We start from the raw sequence: 19,464 nt of genomic DNA, 5'->3' as shown, positions 1-19,464 counted from the left end.
CTGACCGGATGCCGGTCACCGTTCTCCTCGTCGACGACGAACCACTCGTACGCGCGGGTCTGCGGGCCGTGCTGGAGGCGCAGCCCGACATCGAGGTGGTCGGCGAGGCGGCGGACGGGGCGGCGGTGATTCCGCTGGTCCGGCAGCTGCGGCCGGACGTGGTGGCCATGGACGTACGGATGCCGCTGCTGGACGGCATCGAGGCCACGCGCGCGGTGCTGCGGACGGTGGCCGAGCCGCCGAAGATCCTCGTGGTGACGACGTTCGAGAACGACGAGTACGTGTACGAGGCGCTGCGGGCCGGGGCCGACGGTTTCCTGCTCAAGCGGGCCCGGCCGGCCGAGATCGTGCACGCGGTACGGCTGGTCGCCGAGGGCGAGTCGCTGCTGTTCCCCGCGTCGGTGCGGCAGCTCGCCGCCGAGTACGGCGAGGACGGCGGGAACCGTGCGGCCCGCGCGGCGATGGAGCGGGCGCAGCTGACCGAGCGGGAGGCCGAGGTGCTCCGGCTGATGGCGCGGGGGCTGTCGAACGCGGAGATCGCCGCCCGGCTGGTCGTCGGCACCGAGACGGTGAAGTCGCATGTCAGCGCCGTACTGGCGAAACTGGGCGCGCGGGATCGCACCCAGGCCGTGATCGCGGCGTACGAGTCGGGGTTCGTCGCGCCGGGGTGAAGCATGAAAGAGGCGGCAGGGCAGCGTCCCAAGGGGCGCGAGGAACAGCGCGCCCAGCCCTCACTGCGCGGCCGACGAAAATCGACCCGGCGCGGCTCAGCCCGGCGGAGCGACCTGTACGATCCGGCCAACACGCGCACGAGCTGGGAGGACGGACCGTGGGGCGGCTGACCGGCGGGGATCCCTCGCTGTTGCGAAGGATCAACTCCGCGGTGGTGCTGCACGCGCTGCGTGCCACGGACTGCGCGACCCTCACCGAGATCACCCGGGTGACGGGCCTGTCCCGGCCGACGGTCGAAGGCGTGGTCGAGGGGCTGATCGAGGCGGGGTACGTCGTCGAGAAGGCGGCGGACGAGAGCGTCGTCCGCCGGCAGGGGCGGCCCGCGCGGCGGTTCCGGTTCCGGGCCGAGGCCGGTCATCTGCTCGGCCTCGACATCGGGCCGCACCGCGTGGCCGCGCTCCTGTCCGACCTGGACGGCCGGGTGCTCGGCGCCGTCGCGAAGGACGTGACCGAGACGGCTTCCGCCGACGAGCGGCTGGAACGGCTGCGTACGGCGGTCGCGGAGCTGCTGCGCCGGGCGGGGGTGTCCCGTGGCTCGCTGCGGGCCGTGGGCGTGGCCTCACCGGGGATCGTGGAGGCGGACGGCACGGTGCGGTTGTGCGCCGCGCTGCCCGAGTGGACGGGGCTGCGGCTCGGCGAGCGGCTGAGCCGTTCCTTCAAATGCCCGGTGCTGGTGGAGAACGACGCCAACGCGGCGGCGGTCGCCGAGCACTGGAAGGGCGCGGCCACCGAGTCCGACGACGTGGTGTTCGTGCTGGCCGGGCTGAGCCCCGGCGCCGGGTCGCTGATCGGCGGGCGGCTGCACCGGGGGTTCGGCGGGGCGGCCGGCGAGATCGGCGCGCTGCACCTGCTGGGCCGCGGGGTGACGCCGGAGACGCTGCTGTCCACCACTGACGAGCCGCTGCACCCGCTCGACGAGCAGGCCGTCGCCGAGGTCTTCGCACAGGCCCGCGAGGGCGACCAGCGGGCCCGCGCCGCCGTCGAACGCTTCATCCAGCGGCTCGTCCACGACGTGGCGGCCCTCGCCCTGGCCCTCGACCCCGAGCTGGTCGTGATCGGTGGCTGGGCGGCCGGCCTCGACGGCGTACTGGAGCCGCTGCGACGCGAGTTGGCGCGCTACTGTCTGCGGCCGCCGAAGGTCACCCTGTCGCTGCTCGGCGAGGCGGCGGTGGCGACGGGCGCGCTGCGGCTGGCCCTGGACCATGTGGAGGAGCAGCTCTTCGCGGTGGAGGGCACGGTGACGGCGCGGCGGTGAGGGCTCGCCGGCCCGCCCCCTGACGGGTGCCGCGTTTCGCGCGCCGGCGGATTCCACGGATCGCCCCCCTGACATGCCTCGTGCCCCGGAGCTGCTCCGGGGCACGAGGCACATGGGGCGGCGCGGTGGCGGGGGTCAGGACGCCTGGCGCTCCGGGTCCTGGTGGATCTCCACGCCGCCGGAGTCGCCGAACGTCAGCCGGCAGGTGTCGGCGCGGTAGGTGGCGACGGAGAGCGCGGCGGTGCGGCCACCGGCGAAGAAGCGGGTGGTGACGACCAGGACGGGTGCGCCCGGCAGCCGGTCGAGCTGCTTGGCGTCGTCCGCGCGGGCCGAGCCGAGTTCGACGGCGCTGTCCTGCCCGTCCAGTTCCAGGCGCTGCAACTCACGCAGCACGGCACGCGCGCGTGCCGCCCCCGCCGGGGTGTCGATGGCGGACAGCTCGGGCACCGACGACTGCGGGACGTAGAGCAGCTCCGCGGCGACGGGTTGGCCGTGCGTCATCCGGGAGCGGCGCACGATGTGCACGGTGTCGTCAGGGCCGGATTCCAGCGCGGCGGCGACGGCGGCCGGCGGGACCTCCAGCGTGCTGTCGGCCGGCTGCCAGGCATCGGTGGCCGTGCCCGGCCAGGCGTGCTGCTCGGTGCCGACGGCGACCCCCACCCGCGGCGGCGCGACCGTCGTACCCACTCCTCGGCGGCGCTGGAGGCGTCCTTCCAGTTCGAGCTGTTCGAGGGCCTGCCGGAGCGTGGCACGGGCGACGCCGAACCGGGCGGCGAGGTCTCGCTCGTTGGGCAGGATCTCGCCCACGGAGAACTCGGAGTCCAGTGCCTCACTGAGCACGGTCTTGAGATGCCAGTACTTCGGTTCCGGCACCGATTCCAGCTGCGTGGTCCCCACCCTGTCCTCCGCAATCGCCGTAATCCGGCGGCGTTTTAGCGCCCTTGTTTATTAAAGGTTGTTGCACTTATCTGCGACCATAGGGCGGCCCCCACCCTTGGTCAAGACCAATCCTCGATCCCTCGCGGCACTCACAGGGGCCGTGCCGCGGAGCGTTCACGAGGCGTTCGTACGGGGTGGTGGTCCGTGACATGACGGCAAAGCCCCCGTCGCGAGGGACGGGGGCTTCGAACCGGGCGCCGCTAGGCGGAAAGCGATTGCAGCTTGTCGGGGTTGCTCAGCAGGTAGACCGACTGGATCCGGCCGTCCGCGATGTCCACCTGGAAGACCGTGACGACCTCGTCGCCGGACAGGACCACCACCGCCGGACCGCCGTTGAGTTCCACGGCACGGAAGGACATGTCCGGAACGCCCTTGCGCGCGGCGCCGATGAGGAACCGGCCGACCTTGTCCGCCGTCTCGATGATCCGCACCGGCGCCTTCGACTTGCCTCCGCTGTCGCCGACGAGGCGGACATCCGGGGCCAGCAGCGACATGAGCGCGCCCAGGTCGCCCTCCGCGGCGGCGGCGAGGAAGCGCTCGGTGAAGTCACGGCGCTGGGCGGGGTCGACCTCGTAGCGGGGCCGCCGCTCCTCGACGTGTCTGCGGGCGCGCCCGGCGAGCTGGCGCACCGCCGGTTCCTCCCGGTCGAGGAGGGCGGCGATGTCCGCGTACGGGTAGCCGAAGGCCTCCCTGAGCACGAACACCGCGCGCTCCAGGGGCGAGAGGGACTCCATGACGACGAGGACGGCGAGCGAGACGGAGTCGGCGAGCACGGCCCGCTCCGCGGTGTCCGGGACGACGTCCCCGAAGTCGGTGACGTACGGCTCGGGCAGCCACGGCCCGACGTAGGCCTCGTTGCGCGCCTTGATCTGGCGGAGCCGGTCGATGGCCAGGCGGGTCGTGATCCGCACGAGATAGCCGCGCGGTTCGCGCACGTCCCCGCGGTCCGCGCCGGACCAGCGCAACCAGGCCTCCTGGACGACGTCCTCCGCGTCGGCCACCCGCCCGAGCATGCGGTAGGCGACTCCCAGCAGTACGGGACGGTGCTCTTCGAAGACGTCGGTCACGGTGTCGATGGTCACGGCTCCATCCCAGCCGACCCGCCGCGCGCTGTCCAGGCGGATTCGGCGGTGCGGCCCAGGAAGGATCAGGAGGGACCAGGAGAGGTCAGGAGGGGCTACCCGTCGGTAGTAATTGCTGACAAGCTGTCTACGCGGCGCACTCAGCGAGTTCGACACGTCCCACGAGTCCCAGACGAGGAGCACACCCCATGGCCGACACCGTCTCGTTCAAGGTCCCTTCCCCGCACGGCCCGCGATCGGTGACGGTCGACTACGCGCGCGTGGGCAGCGGCGAACCGCTCCTGCTGCTGCACGGCATAGGCCACCACCGGCAGGCCTGGGACCCGGTCGTGGACATCCTGGCGAGCGAGCGCGACGTGATCGCCGTGGACCTGCCCGGCTTCGGTGCGTCCCCGGGGCTGCCCGAGGGACTCTCGTACGACCTGGCCACCACGACCGCCGTGTTCGGCGCGTTCTGTGAGGCGCTGGAACTGGGCCGGCCGCATGTGGCGGGCAACTCGCTCGGTGGCCTGCTCGCCCTCGAACTCGGCCGGGAGAAGCTCGTACGGTCCGTCACCGCGCTGTCCCCCGCGGGGTTCTGGTCGGAGGCCGAGCGACGGTACGCCTTCACCGTGCTGCTCGCGATGCGGGGTATCGCCCAGCGGATGCCGCTGCCCGTCGTGGAGCGGCTGTCGCGGTCGGCTGCCGGACGGACCGCGCTGACGAGCACCATCTACGCCCGCCCGGGCCGCCGTTCACCCGAGGCCGTCGTCGCCGAGACGCTCGCGCTGGTGAACGCGACGGGCTTCGCCGACACCCTCCGCGCGGGCGGCTCCGTCCAGTTCGTGGACGACCTCCCCGGCATTCCGGTCACCGTGGCCTGGGGCAGCAAGGACCGGATCCTGCTGCGCCGCCAGGGGGTCCGCGCCAAGCAGATCATTCCCAAGGCCCGTCTCGTGCGACTGCCCGGCTGCGGTCACTGCCCGATGAACGACGACCCGGCGCTCGTCGCGCGCGTGATCCTCGACGGCAGCCGCTGACGGCTTGGCGGTGGCGGCCACTGAAGTCTCCGTGCCGGCAGGCGCCGAGGCCCTCCTGTTCCCGCTGAACGCGCCCGAGCCGAGGGCGACTCCCACGCCGACGAGGCCGCTGCCGACGGCCTGGGCGGTGCCGTAGGCCCCCGTGCCGACGAGCGGGGCGGTGCAGGCGGCGGCGACCGGGATGAGGCCGGAGAACAGCGTGGCGCGCTCCGCGCCGATCCGCTGCACACCCATGTACCAGCACACGAAGCCGACGACGGTGACGACCGCCGCCTGCCACAGCAGCGCGGCGGCCTCGGTGCCGTCCGGCCGGCGCAGCCACGCCGTGCCGTCCAGAAGGAGCCCCGCCGCCAACGACTCGGCCGCGGCGACCCCGCACACCGTCGCGGACAGCAGCCGTGGGCCCAGGGGACGCAGTACCGGTACGGCGAGGACCGCGAAGCCGACCTCACCGGCCAGCGCGCCCACGGAGAAGGCGAGACCGGTGGCGTCCGTGCGTCCCCAGCCCTGGACGGTGAAGGCTCCCAGCGCGACGAGCAACGCCCCGTGGAGCACGGCGCGTTGGGGTCGGCGCCCGTCGAGCGCCGGGACGACGACGGCCACCACGACCGGGGCGCAGCCCACGAAGACGCCTGGAACGGCCGGCTCCGCGGTGCGCTCGGCGGCGATGACGGCCATGTTGAAGCCAACCATGCCGACGGCGGCGAGCAGTGCGAGGCGGCCCCACGCGCGGGGCCCGAGCGCCCTCAGCCGGGCCGGGGCGCCTCGCCCGGCGAGGGGCAGGAGCAGCAGGCAGGCGAGTCCGTAGCGGAGGAACTGACCGCCCGCGTACGGGTAGTCGCCAAGCTTGCTGTTGGCGGTGAAGGACGCGCCGACGAGGACACAGGCGAACCCTGCGAGCAGCGTTCCGCGGGTGGTGGCGTTCATGGGAGTGACGCTAGGAAGGGCGGCGGTCCGGTTTAAGGTCCATTTCCATGACGCCGTCGGGGACCAATCGGGGGCGGTGGGGGAAGGTCGGGAGCATGGGCCAGGAGTCGTCTGTGGGTTCTGGCGCGGAGTCGTCGGTGGGTTCGGCCGCGGAGGGTGAGGCGGCGTCCGTAGGGCGGGAGGGTGTGCCGTCCCTCCCGGGCGGTGGTGGCGGCTCGGTCGCCTGGGAGCTGCTGCTTCCGGCGGTTTCCGCGCCCGCACGCGCGCGTGGGCGGTCCTTGCAGGCGGCGTTGCGGGAGGCGGTGCGGTCGGGGCGGCTGGTGCCGGGGACGCGGTTGCCGTCGAGCCGGGATCTGGCGGCGGACCTAGGGGTGTCCCGGGGGTTGGTCACCGAGGCGTACGAGCAGTTGACGGCCGAGGGTTATCTGCGCAGCGGCCGGGGCGCGGGGACCTGGGTGGGCGGTGCCGTACGGGCGGCCCGGCCACGCGCGCGTGACCTCGCGCCCCGGCCGTCCGGTGCCCGGGCCGACTTCGTGCCCGGCACCCCGGACCTGTCCCTGTTCCCGCGGTCCGCCTGGGCGGCGGCGCAGCGTGGGGTGCTGGCGGAGCTGCCGCACCACGAGCTCGGCTACCCCGACCCGCGCGGGCTGCCCCGGCTGCGCACCACGCTGGCCGAACTGCTCGCGCGCCGCCGGGGTGTGGTCGCCGATCCGGAGCGGATCGTGGTGGTCTCCGGGGTGGCCCAGGCGACGACGCTGCTCGGCTTCGCGCTCCACGCGCGCGGGCTGCGCACGGTCGGTGTCGAGGACCCCGGCAGCCCTCAGCACGACGGCCTCTACGCGGCGGCGGGCGTCACCCCGGTGCCCGTCCCGCTGGATGACGAAGGGCTCGCCCTCGCACCGCTGCGGGCGTCGGGCGTCCGCGCGGTGGTGACGACGCCCGCCCACCAGTACCCCACCGGCATCGCGTGCTCGGCGCGGCGCCGGGCCGAACTCCTCGACTGGGCACGCTCGGTGGACGGGTTCCTCCTGGAGGACGACTACGACGGCGATTTCCGCTACGACCGCGCCCCCGTCGGCGCGCTCCAGGGTCTCGACCCGGAACGGGTGGCGTACGCGGGCTCGGTCAGCAAGTCCCTCGCCCCGGGGCTGCGGCTCGGCTGGCTGCTGGTGCCTGAGGCCCTCGCCGACGAGGTGATCGAGCGCAAGCGGACCATGGACCTCGGCCATCCCACCCTCGACCAGGCGGCCTTCACCCGCTTCGTGGAGCGCGGCGACTACGACCGTCAGCTGCGCCGCTGCCAGCACGCCTACCGCGAGCGGCGCGACGCCCTCGTGGCCGCGCTGGAGGAGCACTTCCCCGGCTCGCAGGTGTCCGGGATCGCCGCCGGACTGCATGTCATCGCCACGCTGCCGGAGCGGTACGGGCCCGAGGAGCGCTTCCTCGCGCGCGTGACGGCGGCCGGGGTGGCCGTACGTCCGCTGTCGGCGTGCACCCACGCGCGTACCGGCGATACGGCGGAGCTTCGGCTGGTGCTCGGGTACGCGCACCTCTCCCCCGCGCGGATCCGTGAGGGCGTACGGCTGATGGCCGAGGCGGGCCCTGGGTGACCGTCCGACGCTGAGGGACATAGACGCGCCTTGCCTGTCTCGAACCTCCGTTCCCTTGCGAATGCGGTCAGTTGTTCACTTGTGGTTTCCGTGTGCGCTGCGGCGCACCAGTAGTCATGGCATCGCACACTGGCCGGATCCCGTCCCTGGAGGCGCATCCATGTCCCACCGTCCGTTCCCCGGCCGCCGCAGCGTGCTGCGCGGCTCCCTGGTCGCGTCGGCGGCCCTGACCCTGCCCGCCGCGGCCGGCGCGGCGCCGGCGTTCGCCCTCTCCGGGCGTCCTGAGGCGGGGTGGGGTGTGCAGACGGGAGACGTGACCGCGCACTCCGGGCTGGTGTGGGTGCGCTCCGACCGTCCCGCGCGGATGATCGTCGAGACGTCCGCCACCGAGTCGTTCCGCAACGCCCGCCGATGGCAGGGCCCGCTGCTCGGCGCCGGCACCGACTTCACCGGCACCACCCGGCTGCACGGCTTCCCGGCGGGCGAGCAGATCCACTACCGCGTGCTGCTCGCCGACCCGGACGATCCGCGCCGCACCGGCGAGCCCGTCACCGGCACCTTCCGCACGGCGTCGGCCGGGCGTCGCGACGGCGTGCGCTTCCTGTGGTCCGGCGATCTCGCGGGCCAGGGCTGGGGGATCAACCCGGACTTCGGCGGCTACACGATCTACCGGGCGATGGCCGCTCTCGACCCGGACTTCTTCCTGTGCAGCGGCGACAACATCTACGCCGACGGCCCGATCTCGGCGACGGCCACGCTGCCCGACGGGAGCATCTGGCGGAACGTCACCACCGAGGAGAAGGCGAAGGTCGCCGAGACGCTGGCGGAGTTCCGCGGGAACTTCCGCTACAACCTGCTGGACGAGAACCTGCGACGGTTCAACGCACAGGTGCCGTCGATCATCCAGTGGGACGACCACGAGGTGCGCAACAACTGGTACCCGGGCGAGGTGATCGCGGATACCGACACCCGCTACACCGAGAAGAGCGTCGACGTGCTCGCGGCGCGGGCCCGGCGGGCGTTCGGCGAGTACTTCCCGATCTCCACGCTGCCCACGGGCAGGCGGGAGGGGCGGGTGTACCGGGTGCTGCGGCAGGGCCCGTTGCTGGACGTGTTCGTGCTGGACATGCGGACGTACCGCAACGCCAACTCGGCCGACGACCAGACCGTGGACCCGCAGGGCATCCTCGGGCGGGAGCAGTTGGAGTGGCTCAAGCGGGAGTTGTCGCGCTCGCGGGCGGTGTGGAAGGTGATCGCCTCTGACATGCCGCTCGGGCTCGTCGTGCCGGACACGACCGAGGGCAAGGCCAACATCGAGGCGGTGGCCCAGGGCGATCCGGGCGCGCCGCTCGGGCGTGAGCTCCAGATCGCCGAGCTGCTGCGGCACATCAAGCATCGGCGGATCACCGGCACGGTGTGGCTCACGGCCGACGTGCACCACACCTCGGCGCAGCACTACCAGCCGTCGCGGGCCGCGTTCACGGACTTCGAGCCGTTCTGGGAGTTCGTCTCGGGCCCGCTGAACGCCGGTGCCTTCCCGGCGAGCGCGCTCGACAACACCTTCGGTCCGGAGCGGGTGTTCGTGAAGGCGCCGACCGCCTCGAACGTCTCCCCCGCCGGCGGCTACCAGTTCTTCGGCGAGGTCGACATCGACGGTGACAGCGGCGACCTGACGGTCCGGCTGCGTGAGCAGGACGGCACCGTGCTGTTCACGCAGGTGCTGCGGCCGGGCCGAGTGGGTCAGTAGCCCCCGTCGGCTCCCGTACCCTCGAAGGCGGGCCGCGTACCGGCGTCATCCCCCGGTGCGCGGCCTGCGAACTCCCCCTTCCGCAGGGCGTTTTCGCAGGTCGGAGCCGATTGTCAGTGGTCGCCTCTACGGTTTTTCCATGACGCGATCCTTGCAGGCCGTGGCCTATCACCGACCCTCCGTGCTGGAGTCCGCGGCGGGTGCGCAGCGCCTGGGACTGGAGACCTCACGGGGTGCGACGCCCTCGGGTCCGACGGACCATCCGCGGTTCTTCACGGGCTTCCTGACGTCTCCTCAGGTGGCCTCCGCCGGCCTGCTCGCGGTGGCCGACGTGGCGGCGGCGCGTTACTACCAGCGGCAGCTGCGCGCCTCGCTCGACCCGGTGGTGACGGGCAACGGCGACCGGCTGCGCTTCGAGTCCTTCTCGGGCTGCGGCGGGGTGTACGCCCGCCTGGACATCCTGGAGGCAGGCCTCGACGGCGGCGAGGTGGGGCACGGCACGACGAACGTCGATGTGAACAACCCCCTGCGCGAGGCCCTGTCGCGGATCGGCGCGGACGATCCGCTCCATCTGCGGGTCGGGCCCGAGGAGTTGGCCGTGACCACGCTGGAGGGTCCGGTCGTGGAGAAGAAGGTGCCGCTCCCGGACCGTTGGCTGCGGGGCTTCGCGGAGGCCCAGGTGATCGCGGCGGGCTTCGATCTGCGGGCCGAGCTGTCCGCCGCCGAGGCCGTCCGGTTCCTGCGCTCGCTGCCGCGCGGCGGATCGCGCGGCGGCCCGCGCTGGGTGGTGCCGACGGGCGCCGCGCTGCGTCCGACGACGCGCGCGGTACCGGGGGCGGTGTGTCTTCCGGGCCCGGAGCGGCTGATCGCCCTCCAGCGGGTGCTCCGGCACGCGACCGCGCTGCGGGTGTACGGCCCCACGGTGGCGGCGGCCGGCGCCGACGCGACGGCCAGTGCCTGGGAGGCCGTCCTGCCGGGCATGCGGCTCACCCTGACGCTGTCGCCCGACGCCTCACGCGGCTTCTCCGGCGAGGGCGGTGTCCTGGACGCGCTCGCCACCGACGAGGCCGCCGAGGACGCGGAGCTGATCGCGGTGCTCCTGGCCTGGGAGCCCCGCGTCGACGTGGCCGACCTCGCCGCGGCGGCGGGCCTGACGACCGAGCGGGTCCGGGCGGCCCTGGTGCGCCTCGGCACCTCGGGCCGCGTCGGGTACGACACGGCGGAGGCGGCCTACTTCCATCGCGAGCTGCCGTACGACGCCGAGCGCGTCGAGCGGCACAACCCGCGGCTGCGTTCGGCCCGCAAGCTGGTGGCGGCGGGCGCGGTGTCCCTGGACGGCACGGGTGGCACGGTGACGGCCGAGGACGGCCATGTGCACCGGGTGCGGGACACAGCGGGGGTGCTCACGTGCAGTTGTCTGTGGTGGGCGAGGTACCGGGGCGGACGCGGACCGTGCAAGCACGCGCTGGCGGTGCGGATGGTACGCCGGGGCACCGCGGTGCGGCAGGGCGCCGCGGTCGAGGGGGTGACCGCGGTGGACGGGACTGCCGCCGCGCAACAGGGCGCCGCAGCCGAGGGGACTGCCGCGGGGGACGGGACTGCTGCGGGGGACGGGACTGCCGCGGTGGAGCGGGAGACGGTGCGAGTCGACGGGGGTGCGCGATGAACGTGCTGACGGACGCGGTACGGGCCGGGCGGACGAGTGAGCTGACGGGCCTGCTGGACGGGATGACGGACGCCGAACGACGGTCGGTCTTCCCCGAGTTGAAGGAGCTTCGCAAGGAGCTGCGGGCGGATCGGTGGGGCGTGCAGGCCCGGCGCGCCTACCCGCCGCTCCAGATGGCCGGGGCTGCCTGCCAGTCCAGCGCGGCAGCCGTCGCGAACTGGCTGGCCGCCGCCGACATGCGGTGGTGGCAGGCGCCGCCGGCGGTGCTGATCGACGTCCTGGCCGACCGCGAGACCGACTGGCTCGCCGACGTGGTGCACCGGCTCGCCCAGCGCCCGCCGAGTGCGCGGGTGCCGTACGAGCTGATGGCGGGCCTGGTCCGGCTCTCCGCCTGCCAGGTCCCGACGACGCAGGCGTATGTGGAGGGCTGGATGCGCCACATCGGCAGCATCTGGCAGCGCGGGGACACGGTGCTCACCCGGCTGCGCAAGGACCCGCATCTCCCTCAGCTCGTCGCCGCGCTGTTCGAGACGGACGACATCGGCGGCGCCCTGCAATGGCCGGCCGAGGAGGGGCCCAACAGCTGGACCGGCGCATTGGCGCAGCTCACCGCCGAGGGCGCGCTGGAGCGCGGGGCGATGGTCCACGCGTGCGTGTCCCGGCTCCTGCGGGACGGGACAGGCGCCGACCACCGAGGGTTTCTGCGGCTGCTCAAGGCCCTCGACCTCACCCGCGAGGAAGAGCGGGAACGCACCGCCGAGTGGCTGGCCCTGGCCGCCGACGCCCCCTCGGTGGTGGCCTCGCACGCGCAGTCGGTGCTGGGCGGCCTCGCCCTGGACGGCGAGCTGTCCGCGCGTCAGCTGGCCGAGATGTCGGGCGGGGTGCTGTTCCGCACCGAGAAGAAGCTCGTCCGGGCTCAGCTCGTCCTGCTGGGCAAGGTCATGGCGCGCGACGCCGCCACGGCCGACGAGCTGCTCCCGGCCGCCGCGCAGGCCTTCGGACACGAGGACTCGGACGTCCAGGAACGGGCGCTGAAGCTCGTGGAGCGGCACATCAAGAAGGCCGGCCCCGAGACGCGGTCCGAACTCGCGGAGACGGCACGGCAGTTGATCCCGGCGCTGCGCACCAGGGCGGCCGCTTCGCTGGGCATGGCCCCGGCGGACATGGAGCCGGTGGTGCACGAGGAGGTGCTGCCGCCGGTGCCGGAGCCGGTGCGGCTGGGGCCCGCTCCCGAGTCGGTGGCCGAACTCGCGGAAGAGGTCGGCGCGTTGCTGGCCTCCCGCGGTGACGTGGCGTCGTTCGAGCGCACCCTGGACGGGCTGGTGCGCCACGCGCACGACGACCGGGACGCCCTGGTCGAGGCGCTCGGCCCGGTCGTGGCGCGGCTGTGGTGGGCCACGGCAGATGCCGAACACATCAGGGAGAACACCTACTTCAACAACTATCCGCACCTCCAGCTCGTCCTCGCGGCGCTGCTCGGCAAGGTCCGGACACAGACCCTCCACGCCGCCGTCCAGCACGGGACGACGGGGCAGACCTGTGTGCACAGCGCTCTCGACCGTGCCTTTCAGGCGCGGATCTCCGAGGTGGCGTTCCGAATACGGACGGATCCGCTGCCGTTCCTCCTCTCCACGCCCAGCTGGAGCACGGGCCTTCTGGAGCCCGACGAGCTGGTGGATCGACTCGCCAGCTACCGACGGCTGGGCGCCCGGCCCTCGGACGCGGACTTCGCTCAGGCGCTGCTGCGCGTGCGGCGCGGGAACCGGACGGCGGCAACATCGGCGGCGGGGCGCGCGGCGGCCCTCGGCACCACGGAGGGCACGCGGCTCGCCCATTGGCTCACCTCGGGCGGCCCGCAGCTCCCGGCGGACCGGCGTCGTACGGCGCACGCGCGCATCCTGGTCGAGTTCGGTGAACTCGGGGAACTGCAAGATGACTTCCCGCGCGAGTTCCGGCCCCTGGGGCAGCCGGTGAGCGTCTACCGGGACCGCTGGCACTGCTACCACTGGGACGACTCGATACGTCCGCACTGGCTCGCCCTGCTCCCCGAGCGACGTGAGCTCGTCGCGGCCCGGATGCTCCGCGACCTCTCCACGGTCGCCGTGGACGACATCCGTGGACCGGCGGCCGTACTGCCGCTGCTCGCCGAGTCCGGTGGCGAGGCGGGCGACGCCGTCCACCTGTGCGTGGCGTACGGGCTCGGCGCCCGCCACGAGGAGGACCGGCTCGCCGCGGTGGACGCCCTGCTGGTGCTCGCCGCTCGGGGCCAGCTCGATGCGGCGCTGCTGGGCACGGACCTCGGAAAGCTGGTGCGGGAGGGGGCGGTGAAGCCGCTGCGGCTGGCCGACTCGCTGCGCACGGCGGCCACGACGGGGGCGAACGCCACGATCTGGGGGATGCTCTGCCACACCCTGCCGCTGCTGCTCGGCGACCTCGCGACCGGCGGGCCGGACGGGCATGCCGCAAAGAGCCGGGGGCTCGGGGAGCTGCTGGCGGTGGCCGCTGAGTGCGCCGAGCGGTCCGGGGCGCGGGGTGAGCTGCCGCATCTGGCCGCGGCCGCGTCCCGGAGCGGGTCGTCGCGGCTGGTGACACAGGCCCGTCGGCTCCAGGGGGCGTTGGTTGAGGAGGCCGCAGCGTGAGAGGACAGTAAGGATCCGGACAAAAAGCCCAGATCTTGTCTTTACCGCCCGGTCACAAACCGTTCGTGATCACGCAACACCGTTCCTTCACAGTGGGTGCATGAGTCGAGAAATGTCTGATGTGACGCGTGCGAGGCACGGTCGTCCGGTCCACCACTGGCGCCGGGACCTCATCGAACTGGCCGCGCTGTTCACGGCGGTCGCGGTGGCGGACGCCGTCGCCAATGTGATCGGCCACGGGCCCGACGGTCCGGAGCTGCTGCTGGTGTCGGCGATCGTCCTGGTCGCCACGGCGGGGTTCCACACATGGTGGGCACGCCGCCACGGTCACGCGCCGCCGGTGCGCGATACCGGTGCCCGGCCGCCCTCCTCGGAGACGCAGGCCGGGCCGTCCGCCGACACCGGGGAGAGCGTGCTGTGGCGGATGCGGACGACGGTGAAGGACGAGCCGGGATCGCTGGCCGCACTGTGCACGGCCCTCGCCGGCCACCGGGTCGACATCCTCAGCCTCCAGACGCACCCGCTGGCCGAGGGCACGGTGGACGAGTTCCTGCTGCGGGCGCCCCATGAGCTGACGGCGACCGAGATCACCCGGGCCGTCGCCCTGGCCGGCGGTTCCGGTACCTGGATCGAGCGGGCCGACGCCCACGACCTGGTCGACGCGCCGACCCGGGTGCTCGGGCTCGCCGCCCGTACCGCGCTGGACGCGGCGGAACTGCCGCTGGCGCTGAGGCAGTTGCTGGGCCGGTGCACCATCAGGTCACTGCCCGCCGCGCCGGCCGGAGGGGGCCGCGGGCCGGAGAGCGTGCCCGTGGAAGGGGTGCTTGAGGAGACCGTGCTGAGGCTGCGGGCACCGGAAGGCGGAGTGATCACCGTGGAGCGGCCGTATCTGCCGTTCACCCCGACCGAGTTCGCGCGGGCGCGGGCCCTGGTGGAGCTGGACACGGTCCTGGGACCGCGCGTGCCGCACAGCGAGGATGTGCTGACGTTGCCCGAGGGCAACGACATCACCGTGCGCCGGGCGGACACCGGGGATCTGGAGGCCGCGAAGGCGATGCACGAGCGGTGCAGCCCGCGGACGCTTGGTCTGCGCTACCACGGGCCGGTCGGTGACGCGCACCGGTACTTGAACCACCTGCTCAGCCCGCGGTTCGGGCGAACCCTGGCCGTGCAGACTGCGTCGGGTCGGCTGGTCGGTCTGGGGCATCTGCTGTGGGACGGGGACGAGACCGAGGTCGCACTGCTGGTCGAGGACGAGTGGCAGCGACGCGGGATCGGGGCGGAGTTGCTGCACAGGCTGGTGGGGATGGCTGGTGAGGCCGGGTGCGAGAGCGTGTACGCGGTGACCCAGTCGTCCAACACGGGGATGGTGGCGGCGATGCGAGGGTTGGGCCTCCCCCTCGACTATCAGATCGAGGAGGGGACCCTGGTGATCACTGCGCGGCTGGCTTCGCAGGGGGCTGTGGAGCAGGTGAGTGCGGGTTCGCCCGAGCGCCGTAGGGGCTAGTACCGGATCGCGACTGCGGGTGCGTCGCGGCTGGTCACGCCGTTCCCCGCGTCCCTGAGGGGCGTCACCCCAAGGGCGTTGTCCAGATCCGTCCAGAGATCTTCCACGTCCTCCAGGCCCACCGACATGCGCAGCAAGCCGTCGCTCACGCCGGCGCCCTGCCGGTCGCCCGCGTCGACGATGCGGTGGCTGATGGACGCCGGGTGCTGGATCAGGGTGTCGACGCTGCCGAGGCTCACCGCCGGGGTGATCAGGCGGACGTTCGCGATCACCTCGTGCGGGTCGCCGTGGACCTCGAAGGCGATCATCGCGCCGCCGATGCGCGGGTAGTGGACGCGGGCGACGCGCGGGTCGGCGGCGAGGCGGCGGGCCAGTTCGGCGGCGGTCGCGGAGGCCGCGTGGACGCGGACCGGGAGCGTCGACAGGCCGCGCAGGAGGAGATAGCCGGCCAGCGGGTGCAGGACGCCGCCGGTGGCGAACCGGACCTGGCGGAGCCGGCCGGCGAACTCCTCGTCGCAGGCCACCACGCCCGCCATCACGTCGCCGTGGCCGCCGAGGTACTTGGTGGCGCTGTGCAGCACCAGCCGTGCGCCCCGCTCGGCCGGGCGCTGGAGCACGGGCGTGGCGAAGGTGTTGTCGGCGAGGAGCGGGACCGTGCCGCAGGCGTGGGCCACCGCGCGCAGGTCCACCTCGGCGAGCGTCGGGTTCGCCGGGGACTCGACCATGACCAGGCCCGTGTCGGGGCGCAGCGCGTCGCTGATGCCGGCCGGGTCCGTCCACGTCACCTCGGAGCCGAGCAGCCCGGCGGTCAGGAGGTGGTCGCTGCACCCGTACAGGGGGCGGACGGCGACCACATGGCGCAGGCCCATCGAGCCCCGTACCAACAGGACGGCGCTCAGCGCGGCCATGCCGCTGGCGAAGGCGACCGCGGCCTCGGTGCCCTCCAGGCGGGCCAGGGCCGTCTCGAAGCGGGCGACGGTCGGGTTGCCGAGGCGGCCGTAGACGGGCGGGCCGTCCGGGTCGGCGCCGGTGGCGGCGAAGGCGTCGATGCGGGCGGCCTCGCCCCGGCTGTCGTACGAGGGGTAAGTGGTCGACAGGTCGATGGGCGGGGCGTGCAGTCCCTGCCGGGCGAGGTCGTCGCGGCCGGCGTGGACGGCCTCGGTGGCCAGGGCTCTGGTGGGCACAGGCGTCGTCTCCATGCGGGACAGGGTGAACACCGACCGGGATCGATGGGCAGAACGCCGTGTTACGTTCGGCGCATGGCCGAATCTGTCGTACTGGATCCGGTGGACCTTCATCTTCTGCGGCTGTTGCAGAACGACGCCCGGACCACCTATCGCGATCTCGCCGCCCAGGTGGGGGTCGCGGCGTCGACCTGTCTGGACCGGGTGACCCGGCTGCGCCGGGCCGGCGTGATCCTCGGCCATCAGCTGCGGCTGGATCCGGCGAAGCTCGGGCGCGGGCTTGAGGCGCTGCTGTCGGTGCAGGTCCGGCCGCATCGGCGGGAGTTGGTGGGGCCGTTCGTGGAGCGGATCAGGGCGCTGCCGGAATCACGGACCGTCTTCCATCTGACCGGGCCCGACGACTATCTCGTCCATGTCGCGGTCGCGGACATGACGGATCTGCAACGGCTGGTGCTCGACGAGTTCACCGCCCATCGCGAAGTGGCCCGGGTGGAGACGCGGTTGATCTTCCAGCAGTGGGACTGCGGGCCGCTGCTCCCGCCTACGCCCTCGGCTCAATCCGGGTGACGTGCGGCGTCCCCTCGTACGAGGATGGACGGCATGTCACAGACCAACAGCCTGCCCCGTGAGGTGGCCGACGCCTACGTCGACGCCCTCATCGCCCTCGACCCGGTCACCGGCACCTACCTCGGTGTGAAGGAGAGTTCGAACCGTCTGCCCGACACCTCACCGGCGGGCCAGGACAAGCTCGCCCGGCTCCAGCGGGACACGCTCGCCCGGCTCGACGAGGCGGAGCGGCAGCCCGGCGCGGACAGTGACATCGAGCGGCGCTGCGCCCGGCTGCTGCGCGAGCGGCTCACCGCGGAACTCGCCGTGCACGACGCCGACGAGGGGCTGCGCTCGGTCGGCAACATGGCGACGGCCGCCCATTCGGTGCGCGAGGTGTTCACGGTGACGCCGAACCAGACCGACGAGGACTGGGCGGCGATCGCCGAGCGGCTGCGGGCCGTACCGGGCGCGTTCGCCGGGTACCGCGAGTCCCTCGCGCTCGGCCTGGAGCGCAAGCTGTACGCCTCGCCGCGCCCGACCGCCACCTTCGTCGAACAGCTCACCGAGTGGGCGGACACCGGGGAGGGACGCGGCTGGTTCGAGGACTTCGCGGCGGACGGCCCCGAGGCGCTGCGCGCCGAGCTGGACGAGGCCGCGCGCGGCGCGACCGCGGCCGTCGTGGAGCTGCGGGACTGGATGCGGGAGGTGTACGCGCCGACGATCGAGGGCGCCTCGAACACGGTCGGCCGGGAGCGGTACGCCCGTTGGGCCCGCTACTTCAACGGCACGGACCTGGATCTGGACGAGGCGTACGCGTACGGCTGGTCCGAGTTCCATCGGCTGCTCGGCGAGATGAGGCAGGAGGCGGAGAAGATCCTGCCGGGCGCCGAGACGCCGTGGGTGGCGCTCAAGCACCTCGACGAGCACGGCCGGCACATCGAGGGTGTCGACGAGGTCCGGGACTGGTTGCAGAGCCTGATGGACGAGGCGATCGACAAGCTGGACGGCACGCACTTCGAACTCGCCGAGCCGGTCCGCAAGGTCGAGTCGCGCATCGCGCCGCCCGGCAGTGCGGCGGCGCCGTACTACACGGCCCCGTCGGAGGACTTCTCCCGCCCGGGCCGTACCTGGCTGCCGACGATGGGGCAGACCAGCTTCCCGGTCTACGACCTCGTCTCGACCTGGTACCACGAGGGCGTCCCGGGCCATCACCTCCAACTCGCCCAGTGGACGTACGTCGCCGGAAACCTCTCCCGCTACCAGGCCACCATCGGCGGCGTCAGCGCCAACGCCGAGGGCTGGGCGCTGTACGCGGAGCGGCTGATGGACGAGCTCGGCTTCCTCACGGACGCGGAGCAGCGGCTCGGTTACCTCGACGCGCAGATGATGCGGTCGACGCGGGTCATCGTGGACATCGGTATGCACCTGGAGCTGGAGATCCCGGCCGACTCGCCGTTCCACCCGGGCGAGGTCTGGACGCCGGAGCTGGCCCAGGAGTTCTTCGGCGCGCACAGCAGCCGCCCGGCGGACTTCGTGGAGAGCGAGCTGACCCGCTATCTGACGATCCCCGGCCAGGCGATCGGCTACAAGCTGGGCGAACGCGCCTGGCTGCTGGGTCGGGAGAAGGCCCGGCAGCGCCACGGCGACGCGTTCGACCTGAAGGCCTGGCACATGGCGGCGCTGTCGCAGGGCTCCCTGGGCCTCGACGACCTGGTCGACGAGCTGGCGCAGTTGTAAGAGCCGGACTCAGTGGCGGAAGCCGCCCTCCGAGTCGATCACCTGCCCGGTGATCCAGCCCGCCTCGTCCGTCGCGAGCCAGGCGATGAGGCGGGCCGGGTCGTCGGGCATCCCCCAGCGCCCGGCGGGGAAGCGGGCGGCGACGGCCTCGTACACCTCACCTGTCAGGTAATCCGTGTCCACGGGGCCGGGGTTGACCGTGTTCACGGTGATGGAGCGGTCAGCGAGCGCCGTCGACAGTGAGCGGGTGATGGAGGCGAGCGCGCCCTTCTGAAGGGCGTAGGCGATCTCGCCCGGCATGCCGCCCGCGTTGTCCTGGCCTGAGGTCATCATCATGATCCGGCCGCCGGGGAGGCCGCCTGCCCGGTGCCGTGCGTAGGCCTGCACCAGCAGCAGCACCGAGCGGGTGTCGACCGCCCAGTGAGCGTCCAGCATGGCCGCGTCGATCTCGTCGAGGGTGCCGTCGCTGCCGCTCAGGGCGTGGTTGGCGACCAGGATGTCGAGCCGGCCGCCGAGCGCGTCGGCGGCGGTGGCGATCAGTGCGGCCGGGGCGGCGGGGTCCGTCAGGTCACCGGGTCCGGCCACGATCCGCGCCGCGGGGTCGCCGGCCGCGCCGCGCACGGAGGCGAGCACGTCCTCCGGGCGGTCCGCTCCCCAGGGTTGGGCGGCGTCGTGCGGGACGTGGTGGTGCAGATAGACGCTCGCCCCGTAGGCGGCCAGCCGCCGGGCCACGGCGTGCCCGATGCCGCCGCGCCTGCTGGCGCCGGTGACGAGGGCGGTACGGCCGCGCAGGGGAAGCGGATCGCGGCGGAGTTCTTCGGGGGCGGGGTGGGGAAGTCGGGGCATGGACGACCATGATGGGGAACCGTCC

The 19,464-nt window shown here is 73.2% G+C and carries 14 protein-coding genes and 1 pseudogene; 10 read left to right on the top strand and 5 right to left on the bottom strand.

Annotation, left to right across the window (positions count from 1 at the left end):
• The first annotated feature begins 8 nt into the window (after nt 1-8).
• Together OG866_RS37420 and OG866_RS37415 are read left to right on the top strand one after the other, a co-directional pair.
• Nucleotides 9-671 (top strand): response regulator transcription factor, encoded by a 663-nt coding sequence (locus OG866_RS37420; protein WP_329341714.1) that lies wholly within the window; start codon nt 9-11, stop codon nt 669-671.
• Between the two features lie 158 nt (nt 672-829).
• Complete coding sequence (locus tag OG866_RS37415) at nt 830-1,987, top strand: ROK family protein (protein ID WP_329341712.1); 1,158 nt, start codon at nt 830-832, stop codon at nt 1,985-1,987.
• 135 nt (nt 1,988-2,122) lie between these two features.
• Here OG866_RS37415 and OG866_RS37410 read toward each other — a convergent pair whose 3' ends face one another.
• Both OG866_RS37410 and OG866_RS37405 read right to left on the bottom strand, forming a co-directional pair.
• Nucleotides 2,123-2,884, bottom strand: coding sequence for a GntR family transcriptional regulator (locus OG866_RS37410; RefSeq protein ID WP_329341710.1), 762 nt, complete (start codon nt 2,882-2,884; stop codon nt 2,123-2,125).
• A gap of 242 nt (nt 2,885-3,126) precedes the next feature.
• Nucleotides 3,127-4,008 carry an RNA polymerase sigma-70 factor gene (locus OG866_RS37405; protein WP_329341708.1) on the bottom strand — a complete coding sequence of 294 codons (882 nt, stop codon included), beginning with the start codon at nt 4,006-4,008 and terminating at the stop codon, nt 3,127-3,129.
• A gap of 188 nt (nt 4,009-4,196) precedes the next feature.
• Between OG866_RS37405 and OG866_RS37400 the strand changes: the two genes are divergently transcribed.
• Nucleotides 4,197-5,027, top strand: coding sequence for an alpha/beta fold hydrolase (locus OG866_RS37400; protein ID WP_329341706.1), 831 nt, complete (start codon nt 4,197-4,199; stop codon nt 5,025-5,027).
• A 93-nt stretch (nt 5,028-5,120) separates the two neighbouring features.
• On the opposite strand, the pseudogene OG866_RS37395 reads toward OG866_RS37400, so the two are convergent.
• A pseudogene (locus OG866_RS37395) lies at nt 5,121-5,954 on the bottom strand (EamA family transporter); the annotation flags it as partial.
• A 185-nt stretch (nt 5,955-6,139) separates the two neighbouring features.
• Here OG866_RS37395 and pdxR point away from each other — a divergent pair.
• The 5 genes from pdxR to OG866_RS37370 all read left to right on the top strand — a co-directional run bounded on the left by pdxR (nt 6,140) and on the right by OG866_RS37370 (nt 15,123).
• Entirely contained in the window at nt 6,140-7,564 is a 1,425-nt protein-coding gene (gene pdxR / locus OG866_RS37390; RefSeq protein WP_329344467.1) for a MocR-like pyridoxine biosynthesis transcription factor PdxR, read from the top strand.
• 160 nt (nt 7,565-7,724) lie between these two features.
• Nucleotides 7,725-9,311 (top strand): alkaline phosphatase D family protein, encoded by a 1,587-nt coding sequence (locus tag OG866_RS37385; protein WP_329341704.1) that lies wholly within the window; start codon nt 7,725-7,727, stop codon nt 9,309-9,311.
• Nucleotides 9,312-9,450: 139 nt separating this feature from the next.
• A complete protein-coding gene (locus OG866_RS37380; protein ID WP_329341702.1) occupies nt 9,451-10,977 on the top strand; it encodes an SWIM zinc finger family protein in 1,527 nt (508 codons plus the stop codon).
• Nucleotides 10,974-13,616, top strand: a complete 2,643-nt coding sequence (locus OG866_RS37375) for a DUF7824 domain-containing protein (RefSeq protein ID WP_329341700.1) — start codon at nt 10,974-10,976, stop codon at nt 13,614-13,616. Before OG866_RS37380 ends, OG866_RS37375 begins: the two co-directional genes overlap by 4 nt.
• 112 nt (nt 13,617-13,728) lie before the next feature.
• Nucleotides 13,729-15,123, top strand: a complete 1,395-nt coding sequence (locus OG866_RS37370) for a GNAT family N-acetyltransferase (protein WP_329341699.1) — start codon at nt 13,729-13,731, stop codon at nt 15,121-15,123.
• Here the strand turns inward: OG866_RS37370 and OG866_RS37365 are convergent.
• Nucleotides 15,120-16,322: a trans-sulfuration enzyme family protein gene (locus OG866_RS37365; RefSeq protein WP_329341697.1), complete on the bottom strand. Its 1,203-nt coding sequence runs from the start codon at nt 16,320-16,322 to the stop codon at nt 15,120-15,122. The two genes, OG866_RS37370 and OG866_RS37365, sit on opposite strands and share 4 nt — an antisense overlap.
• 60 nt (nt 16,323-16,382) lie before the next feature.
• Between OG866_RS37365 and OG866_RS37360 the strand changes: the two genes are divergently transcribed.
• Both OG866_RS37360 and OG866_RS37355 read left to right on the top strand, forming a co-directional pair.
• Nucleotides 16,383-16,874 (top strand): Lrp/AsnC family transcriptional regulator, encoded by a 492-nt coding sequence (locus OG866_RS37360; RefSeq protein ID WP_059198292.1) that lies wholly within the window; start codon nt 16,383-16,385, stop codon nt 16,872-16,874.
• 33 nt (nt 16,875-16,907) lie between these two features.
• A complete protein-coding gene (locus OG866_RS37355) occupies nt 16,908-18,593 on the top strand; it encodes a DUF885 domain-containing protein (protein ID WP_329341695.1) in 1,686 nt (561 codons plus the stop codon).
• Between the two features lie 9 nt (nt 18,594-18,602).
• Here the strand turns inward: OG866_RS37355 and OG866_RS37350 are convergent, their stop codons facing one another.
• Complete coding sequence (locus tag OG866_RS37350) at nt 18,603-19,439, bottom strand: SDR family oxidoreductase (protein WP_329341694.1); 837 nt, start codon at nt 19,437-19,439, stop codon at nt 18,603-18,605.
• Nucleotides 19,440-19,464: the final 25 nt, after the last annotated feature.

It is taken from the genome of Streptomyces sp. NBC_00663, assembly GCF_036226885.1.
In the GTDB taxonomy this organism is placed as follows: Bacteria; Actinomycetota; Actinomycetes; order Streptomycetales; family Streptomycetaceae; genus Streptomyces.
The sequence above is the reverse complement of the archived record's forward strand: the minus strand, read 5'-3'. Positions and strand labels throughout refer to the sequence as shown.

Bases quoted from the DNA above. Each gene is read 5' to 3' on its own strand.
- OG866_RS37355 (WP_329341695.1), top strand. From the start codon at position 16,908: ATGTCACAGACCAACAGCCTGCCCCGTGAGGTGGCCGACGCCTACGTC.
- OG866_RS37350 (WP_329341694.1), bottom strand. From the start codon at position 19,439: ATGCCCCGACTTCCCCACCCCGCCCCCGAAGAACTCCGCCGCGATCCG.
- OG866_RS37385 (WP_329341704.1), top strand. From the start codon at position 7,725: ATGTCCCACCGTCCGTTCCCCGGCCGCCGCAGCGTGCTGCGCGGCTCC.
- OG866_RS37400 (WP_329341706.1), top strand. From the start codon at position 4,197: ATGGCCGACACCGTCTCGTTCAAGGTCCCTTCCCCGCACGGCCCGCGA.
- OG866_RS37360 (WP_059198292.1), top strand. From the start codon at position 16,383: ATGGCCGAATCTGTCGTACTGGATCCGGTGGACCTTCATCTTCTGCGG.
- OG866_RS37420 (WP_329341714.1), top strand. From the start codon at position 9: ATGCCGGTCACCGTTCTCCTCGTCGACGACGAACCACTCGTACGCGCG.
- OG866_RS37375 (WP_329341700.1), top strand. From the start codon at position 10,974: ATGAACGTGCTGACGGACGCGGTACGGGCCGGGCGGACGAGTGAGCTG.
- OG866_RS37380 (WP_329341702.1), top strand. From the start codon at position 9,451: ATGACGCGATCCTTGCAGGCCGTGGCCTATCACCGACCCTCCGTGCTG.
- OG866_RS37370 (WP_329341699.1), top strand. From the start codon at position 13,729: ATGTCTGATGTGACGCGTGCGAGGCACGGTCGTCCGGTCCACCACTGG.
- OG866_RS37365 (WP_329341697.1), bottom strand. From the start codon at position 16,322: ATGGAGACGACGCCTGTGCCCACCAGAGCCCTGGCCACCGAGGCCGTC.